Annotated in this window: 9 protein-coding genes and 1 tRNA gene; all 10 read right to left on the bottom strand. The window is 34.5% G+C overall.

Annotated features, from left to right (window positions below; all coding sequences use genetic code 11):
• Positions 1–3: 3 nt before the first annotated feature.
• Positions 4–77 (bottom strand) — tRNA-Asp (locus AC23MB_RS09165).
• A 130-nt stretch (positions 78–207) separates the two neighbouring features.
• Entirely contained in the window at positions 208–525 is a 318-nt protein-coding gene (trxA, locus tag AC23MB_RS09160) for a thioredoxin (protein WP_079666116.1), read from the bottom strand.
• 62 nt (positions 526–587) lie between these two features.
• Positions 588–1760, bottom strand: a complete 1173-nt coding sequence (locus AC23MB_RS09155; protein WP_487787063.1) for a cysteine desulfurase family protein — start codon at positions 1758–1760, stop codon at positions 588–590.
• Positions 1761–1820: 60 nt separating this feature from the next.
• Complete coding sequence (locus AC23MB_RS09150; RefSeq protein WP_312322540.1) at positions 1821–2408, bottom strand: HAD family hydrolase; 588 nt, start codon at positions 2406–2408, stop codon at positions 1821–1823.
• Between the two features lie 12 nt (positions 2409–2420).
• Complete coding sequence (locus AC23MB_RS09145) at positions 2421–3146, bottom strand: SDR family NAD(P)-dependent oxidoreductase (RefSeq protein ID WP_487787062.1); 726 nt, start codon at positions 3144–3146, stop codon at positions 2421–2423.
• A gap of 9 nt (positions 3147–3155) precedes the next feature.
• Positions 3156–4472, bottom strand: a complete 1317-nt coding sequence (locus AC23MB_RS09140) for an FAD-binding oxidoreductase (protein WP_487787061.1) — start codon at positions 4470–4472, stop codon at positions 3156–3158.
• Positions 4472–5356: a decaprenyl-phosphate phosphoribosyltransferase gene (locus AC23MB_RS09135; RefSeq protein WP_313029150.1), complete on the bottom strand. Its 885-nt coding sequence runs from the start codon at positions 5354–5356 to the stop codon at positions 4472–4474. Before AC23MB_RS09135 ends, AC23MB_RS09140 begins: the two co-directional genes overlap by 1 nt.
• An 87-nt stretch (positions 5357–5443) precedes the next feature.
• A complete protein-coding gene (locus AC23MB_RS09130) occupies positions 5444–6136 on the bottom strand; it encodes a YiaD family glycine zipper/OmpA-like lipoprotein (RefSeq protein ID WP_487787060.1) in 693 nt (230 codons plus the stop codon).
• Between the two features lie 15 nt (positions 6137–6151).
• Positions 6152–6658, bottom strand: coding sequence for a lipocalin family protein (locus tag AC23MB_RS09125; RefSeq protein ID WP_312324220.1), 507 nt, complete (start codon positions 6656–6658; stop codon positions 6152–6154).
• A 118-nt stretch (positions 6659–6776) separates the two neighbouring features.
• Positions 6777–8468: a S8 family serine peptidase gene (locus AC23MB_RS09120; RefSeq protein ID WP_312324221.1), complete on the bottom strand. Its 1692-nt coding sequence runs from the start codon at positions 8466–8468 to the stop codon at positions 6777–6779.
• Positions 8469–8471 lie beyond the last annotated feature (3 nt).

Here is an 8471-nt window from a genome sequence, read left to right as displayed (position 1 = left end):
TTGCGATCCGGACGGGACTCGAACCCGCGACCTCCGCCGTGACAGGGCGGCATTCTAACCAGCTGAACTACCGGATCTCAACCAACCTCAGCATAATTGCCTTGATTATTGTGGTTGCAAAAATACGACAATATTTTAATCCTACAAATTTTTTACAAAAAAAACGCTCTCCTATTAGGAAAGCGTTCATTTTCAGTATTATTTTTTTTACATGTGAGCTGAAAGTTTCTCAGCAATTAGCTCTTTCGGGCTAACACCAACTAACTTATCAACCACTTCTCCGTTCTTGAAAATTAATAGTGTTGGAATATTTCTGATGCCATATTCCATTGATATATTTTGATTATTATCAACATCCACTTTCCCAACAACAGCTTTTCCATCAAAATCGTTTGCTAATTCTTCTACGATTGGACCTAGCATTCTACATGGACCACACCATGCTGCCCAAAAATCTACTAATACAGGCTTATCCGAAGCTAATACTACTTCTTGAAAGGACTGATCTGTAATCTCTACTGCCATAATTTTATTCTTTGTTTAATACTCAACAAAATTACAAAAAATATACCTAATCGGATAAATTATTATCTATGCTCGGTATTTTGTTTTTCTATAATGAAACCTTTTGAAACTTCTTTTAATGCCGAAATAAATTTATCAATATCAACTTTAGTTGTATAATGACTGAAAGATACACGAAGTGGTGTACAATTCTCCAACTCTTCTTCGTCCAAAATAGACATCAAAACCATTGACGGTTTCGCAGCGCCAGAACTACAAGCACTTCCTTGCGAAATCGCAACGCCTTGCATATCCAATTGCAATCCGATTAACGGATTTTTGAATGGCAACAAAATATTCAATACTGTATAAAGACTATTTTCTGTCGCTGATTCTCCATTAAATTTAGCTTCAGGGAATTTTTTTTCAATCTCAGATTTACAATAGTTTTTAATATCCTTAATATGAGAACTGTACTCCGACATATTGTCAATCGACAATTCCCAAGCTTTACCAAGTCCAACGATACCACAAACATTTTCTGTACCTGCGCGAAGACTTCTTTCTTGTGGACCTCCAGTAATAATACCTTTAAGACCAGACGCTTTTCTCACAAATGCAAAACCACTTCCTTTTGGACCATGGAATTTGTGCGCGCTGCAAGATGCAAAATCAAGTGGGATTTTAGAAAAATCTAAATCCAAGTGCGCCATCGTTTGCACCGTATCCGAATGGAATAAAGCGTCATATTTTTTACAAAGCTCTGCAACTTTTTTTAAATCTAGAAGATTACCAACTTCGTTGTTAGCGTGCATTAAAGTCACTAAAGTCTTTTTTTCAGAATTCTGAAGAAGCTCTTCAAGTTTTTCTAAACTTAAATTTGCTTTGTTATCAGGACGCAAATAAACAAGCTCAACACCATTAAGCTTTTTCATCTCTAGGCAAGTTTCTGCAACGCATTTGTGCTCTAACGGCGATGTAATAATACGCTGAACGCCTAAATAATTAACACAAGATTTAATAATCATGTTGTTGGATTCGGTACCGCAAGACGTGAAAACAATCTCACCCGGGGTAACACGCAGCGCTTCTGCAATTTTTCGCCTAACTTCTTCCAAAAGTGTTTTTGCCTCTTGACCAAAACTGTGCGTAGAAGACGGGTTACCATAATTCCCACGAAGAACAGACACCATTGCGTCAATAACTTCTTCGTTAAGCGGCGTAGTTGCTGCGTTGTCTAAATATACCTTTTCCATTTTTACTAAAAAATTTTAAAAAAAAATGAAGCGATGTGCCTCATTTATGTTGATACGAAATTAGTGAAAAAATTGATAAAAACTTTCATTTGCCCATTTTAACATCGGTTTATCTCCCGAAGTGTCGCCAAAAGCTATGGTTTTATCGAATTTTCGCCCACTAATCGCTTCTTTTATTCTAACTACTTTTTCTTCGCCATTGCAATTTTTAGTAGCAAACTTACCTGTAAAAACGCCATTTTGATAATCGGCTTTGGTTGCTAACAATTGCATCCCAAATTTTTCTGCAAACGGTCGCACCCAAATATCTAAAGACGCTGTGACAATGTAAGAATCCGTTTGTTCTTTTTTAATCTTATCAATAAAATCTAAAGCATTATCACGAATAAGCTTTGGATAGTGCTGTTCAAAAAATTGATCGGCAACTTGGTTAAGTTTGGTTTCCGTTTGACCTTTAAGAATTGATGCGATAAAGCTTTTCTTCACAGTTTCTGCATCAGCAAGTTTTAATTTAACCAAAGCAAAAAGCGGTGCATGTTTCAAAAATTGAAATCTATACTTCGATGGATTAAAATATTTAAGATACAAAAACATCGTGTCCTTGTAAGTTAAAGTCCCATCAAAATCGAATACATACAATTTTTTCATTTTTTAAAACAATTAAAGTTTCAATTTCTTAAAAATAAATTCTGGAATATTTCTGATAATCATCATTATCAAACTCCAAATTGGCAGTACATAAGCTGTATTTTTTTTGCTTTTGTAAGCTTTAAAAATAGCTAAAGCTGCTTGATCTGGCGTTGCTGTTAAAGCTGGATTAAGCGGTAAACCTTCTGTCATTTTGGTTGCCATAAAGCCTGGCTTAACCGTCATAACATGAACTTTTTTATCAAATAAATAATTTCTAAGTCCGCTAAGATAAGCCGTAAGACCAGCCTTTGCGCTTCCGTAGATAAAGTTACTTTGACGACCTCTATCGCCCGCAACAGACGACAATACAATCATGTTACCTTGTCTTTTAGATTCCATTTTTTTTGCGAAATGGTTAAGAACAGGAACCAATTTAGAGAAATTAATATCTAAAATTCGTTCTGTATTTTTATTATCGTAAAGACCTTCTTCTGTCCCTAAACCAAGATATCCGCTTGCACAAAACAACAAATCGGACTCGATATGGTCAAAATTTTTGTAGTCAATTTCTTTTAGAACGTCTAATTCTAAAACTTCTGTATGTTGAAGATATTTAACATTAATATGATTCGCAAACTTCTCCGAAGTCGCAGTATTCGAACTTAATAAATATAAGGTTTTGAACTTTTCACCTTTTTTTAAGCAGCATTCCACAAAAGCTTGCGCCACTTCCGAATTAGCACCTATTACTATCATTTTGTAGAATTAAGAGGGATTATGGATACGTTGATGTTGTAGCGAAACAAATTTGGAATTCTCAACATTTTTGAGATAATCGGTCAAGCTACTTTTGCTCATGCTGTCTTTGGTAAGATAAATTCTTCCGTCAAATTCTTCAACTATTTCGTCCAATTGTGCAATCAATTTTTTAAGTTTAGAATTAACTTTAAAATCTAGAGCCAACGTGTAACCTTCTTGTGGGAATGAGTTATAAGCTTGTGGATTATCTTTCCCAAAGAGCTTAAGAACTGCCAAAAACGAACCATTTCCACTTTTAGCAATACATTCCAAAATACGTTTCATACCTTCTTTACCCTTCTCTTTTGGGATGACCATTTGGTATTGAATAAAGCCTTTTTTGCCGTAGATTCTGTTCCAATTTTTAATGACATCCAAAGGATAGAAAAATGTCTCGTAGTCAACAAAACCATTAACTTGCTTCGCTCTTTGTTTATTAAAATACAACCAATTAAAAATCTTAATTGACAACGTATTTAATACAAATCCTGGAAAATAAAAAGGAACATTCGGGCTAAATTTTGGTTTTAATCGTAAAGGATTTTGACCTTTAGATTTACTAACCTCAGCCTTCAAAGCATGTTCGCCACGCATAAGAATAGAACGTCCAATATTTTTCCCCTTTTGTAAACAATCGATCCAAGCGACATTGTATGTCCAATCTTCGCTTTCGTCAAAGAGTTGGAAGATCTCATCAAGATTATCAGCTTTTATACTTTCTTGTCGAATGTAAGCGGTTTCAATATTTTTTAGTTTGATTTTAGCAGAAAGGATAATGCCTGTAAGTCCCATTCCGCCAATAGTTGCCCAAAATAAATCAGAATTTTCTTCTCGCGAACAAGTGATAACCTGGGAGTTTTCATTTAAGATTTTAAACTCAATAACATATTCTGAAAAACAACCTTCGACATGATGATTTTTACCATGGACATCAGAAGCTATGGCACCTCCAACACTGACAAACTTTGTACCTGGCGTCACGTAAAGGAAATAACCTTGTAATACAACAACGTCAAGAATCTCTGATAAAAGTACGCCAGATTCACATTCGATAACGCCATTAAGACGATCGAATGATAAAAATTTATTTAATCTTTTTGTTGAAAAAACATGTTGCCCAAGCGAGGCATCGCCATAACAACGACCGTTACCACGTGCGATAACTTCGTTACGTTCTGCGACAAAAGATTTAATTTGTGAAAGCGAATCTTCAGATTTCATTTCAACTTCCACAATTGGATAATTTCCCCAATTGGAAACTTTTTGAATAAAGTTCGGCTTCATTATTTAAAATATATCTGTAATAAAAATGTAAGAACCCACATTAACAATGTCACTTGTATATATCGATCTTTGTACACTATTTTGGTAGGAGATTCTGTTTTATTATAAACTAAAGTCTGTTGTAAATATCTTAAAAATGCAAAAATTACAAAAAATACAGTGTAAAATACTCTTTGGTGAAACTTGTGCTGTACTTCTGGCGACAATGTAAACATCAAATAACAAACGATGGCTAATGTTACACATATACATAATGCAATGTCCGCAAATTGAATATTATAACCATCTAAAGCTTTTCTTGTTCTACCAGAAACCTGTGCATTGATCAGCTCTCCACGTCTTTTACCAACAGCCAAAACCAATGCTAACACAAAAGTCAACAAAATTGCCCATTGAGAAATTGCTAATCCTGTTGCATAACCACCCGCCAAAACTCTTAATACAAAACCTACAGCTATTATAGAAACATCAATAATAGCAACATGTTTCAGTTTGAAAGTATAGAGAAGATTCATCACGAAGTAACCGCCGATAATAATCGCAAATTTTGTAAAATCATAATTAAAATACGAAGTTCCAAAAATGACTATTAAAATTACCGAAACCAAAAGTCCAAAGAACATTGCAATTGCTGTAGGCTTTGAAATTGCACCACTTGCCAGAGGTCGATTTTTTTTCTCTGGATGTTTTTTGTCTGACTCAATGTCCATGTAATCATTAATGATATAGATGGAACTTGCTGTAAACGAAAACACTATAAAAGCAAATATACTTTTGATGAATAAATCAACGTTGGTAATATTGCCCGAGAAAAATAGCGGAAGAAAAACAAAGAGGTTCTTGACCCATTGTTCTACCCGAATAAGTTTTAGATATTTTCTCATTTGTATTATTAGATGCCAAAATTAAGAATTATCTGATAATAAAAAAAACCGCAAGTTGCGGTTTTTGTATGTTTTATGTATTAATTCTTATTTACCTTGTTGGGCATCTTGAATCATTTTTTCGTTCGCAGTAATTGCAAATTCTACTCTTCTGTTTTGCGCTCTACCAGCATCTGTATCGTTAGATGCGATTGGACTTCCTTTTCCTAATCCTTCTGTAAACATTCTCGAACCAGCTATACCATTAGCTACAAAATAATTTTTAACCGCAGCAGCTCTCTGTTGAGAAATTCTCAAATTAACAGCTTCTGTACCAATACTATCTGTATGACCATAAATATTAATATTAGTATCAGGATTATTTTTAAGAACTGTAACCAATTTATCAAGATTAGTTCTAGCAGCAGAGGTTAGGTTAGAAGAGTTAAAGTCGAAGTTAACCGTATTTTCGTGCAATGTTACTTTAATACCTTCACCAACTCTTTCAACTTCCGCACCTGGAAGTACTTCTTTAATTTCTTTAGCTTGCTTATCCATTTTGTTACCGATAACACCACCAGCAACACCTCCTACAACACCACCAAGAACAGCTCCTAGAGGCGCATTACCACCTTTACCAATGTTATTACCAAGAATACCTCCTACGATAGCACCAGCTGCAGTACCAATTGCTGCACCTTTTTGTGTGTTATTAGCGTTTTTCACACTTTCGCAACTTGTCAACATTAAAGTTGAACTAATAAATAAAGCTGCGATATTTGTTTTATTTAGATATTTCATAATTTATTTTTTTGATTATTGAACTTTTTGGAAATTGTAATATACTTTAATTGTCTTACCTTCAAAATTAACATTCTGCACTAAAGTAAAATTACTTTGCGATAAGTTTTGAAGTTCCATAACATAACCAGCAGTTACGTTTTTAGCTTTTTCACCAGTCATAACTTTTTTGAATTTAAATTCATTAAACTTAGTTACTTCAAAAGATATTGGCTGCGTTACAGTAGGACAATCTCCCCCACCGTTAATCGTATAAGTACCTGTGTAATTGTTTGGAATTAAATTCCATTGACTTCCTACGAAACATTGGGCGTCTGCACCTTCATCAAAAGGTTTAATCTTAAAAGACTTGTCATAGTCCACACTTGTTATTTCCCAAGTACCTTTCATTTTCAAAGCTTCTGCTCTTCTAGTTTGTGCTTCCTTAGCCGAAACTGTGTTAGAATCTCCAGTGTTAGCTGTCTTACATGAAGTTAAGAACAAACTCGTTCCTAAAACTCCTAATAAAAGTAAATTTTTCATAGTCAAAACAATTATATGTTCTATAAGTATTAAAAATTATGCCAAAAGAGAATTACAAAAAAAAATGTCAAAATTATTTTGACATTTTCTTAATTAAACACTTATCTATCAAAAAGTTTTACTTTTTAACAGTTTTTTTTATTATTTTCTTAGTTGTTTTTTTAACAGGTGCTTTCTGACTTGACGTTTCATTTTTTCCATTGTAAAAATGAGTATAAGCATATTCTGCTGCTTTTTTAACATCAATAACACCTCCTGCTACAGATTGTTTAGCAAAATCATTTGCCGAACTTTTGTTAACAGATTTTGTTAAAGATTCTATAACCTGAGCGGGCGTTAAGTTTGGCATATAAGCCAACAAGACCGCCGAAGCACCAGCTACAACTGGTGAAGCCATAGATGTTCCTTGCTCATATTTATAAGTCGACGTTGGAATCGAAGAATAAATCTTATCACCTGGCGCAAATACATCAACCATATATTGATTATAGTTAGAAAAATCCGCACGCAAAGCTGCATTATCATTAGTACTAGCACCAACAACAATCATATTATTTACAAACGGTTTAACATCTTGTTGTGTTGCAAAGTTGGTTGGATAATAAGCATGCTCTCCCAAGTTTTCGTTATCGTTACCAGCAGCTTTCACCATCAAAACACCTTTGCTCTCTGCATACTTCATAGCATCCCAAACATGTGTTTTACCAGGAGAAACTGGTTTTCCGAAACTCATATTCATAATTTTTGCGCCATTATCAACAGCATAACGAATTGCATTTGCAACATCTTTGTCACGCTCATCACCATTTGGCACCGTACGAACAGTCATAATTTTAGCAACTTTACTGGCTACACCGTATTGGATTTCTTTACCTTGTGGCACACCAGCGATAATCCCGGCAACGTGTGTTCCATGTACAGCATCAGGACCTTGATAATGGTTGTTGCCATAATATTTTTCGGAATAGTCGTCATAATTATCACCAACCATTTCTGCACGCGGATCAAAATCTAAATTATATTGCTTCTCTGCTTGATTTTTAAAATAATCTAAAGCTTCTTTAATATCTTTTCTTAAAAAATCACCAACTTCCTTCGATGTTTTTCCTCGCATGTCTGGATTTTGAGCTACTTGAGCTAAAACTTGCAAGGCCATAGCATCTTGTTGTGTACTTGGCGTTATGCTAGCTAAAGTCGCTCCAGATAAAGTTTTACCTTCAAGAAGTTTTTCAGCGTTCGGAATAACTTGCTCGATCATCGAATAAGTTTGGTAACCTTGTTTTGCTTCTGTTCCTTTTTTTGAAAACTCCGCTTTTGCCTTCATATACATTGCGAAATCTTCTGGCATTTTCGCTTGATTGGCTTTGTTCTGTGTAGAATCTGCACCTTCAAAAAGCGGTTTATATTTCTTAACAACTCTAGTCACTTCTAGATTGTCAACATCAACGTCTTTAGTTTTATTTCCTAAAAAATTCCAACCATAGACATCATCAACATAACCATTTTTATCATCATCGATACCGTTATTAGGAATTTCGTTTGGGTTTTTCCACATATTTGGAGCCAAACCTGGATGATCAACTTGTACACCACTATCCAATACAGCAACGACAACACTTTTAGGTTTAAGACCTTTAGATTCCAAATATTTGTACGCATTTTGCGTGTTAACACCATATACTTTTGTACTTGCAAAATCCTTATGATACCAAGTCATAAGATCTTTATCTTGATCTGCTATTGGCGTCGATTGAGCAAACGCCCATCCAAATCCTGCTAAATAACAGATTGCGACTGCAATTTTTTTCATGTT

It is taken from the genome of Soonwooa sp. T0.1_25, assembly GCF_057652215.1.
The sequence above is the reverse complement of the archived record's forward strand: the minus strand, read 5'-3'. Positions and strand labels throughout refer to the sequence as shown.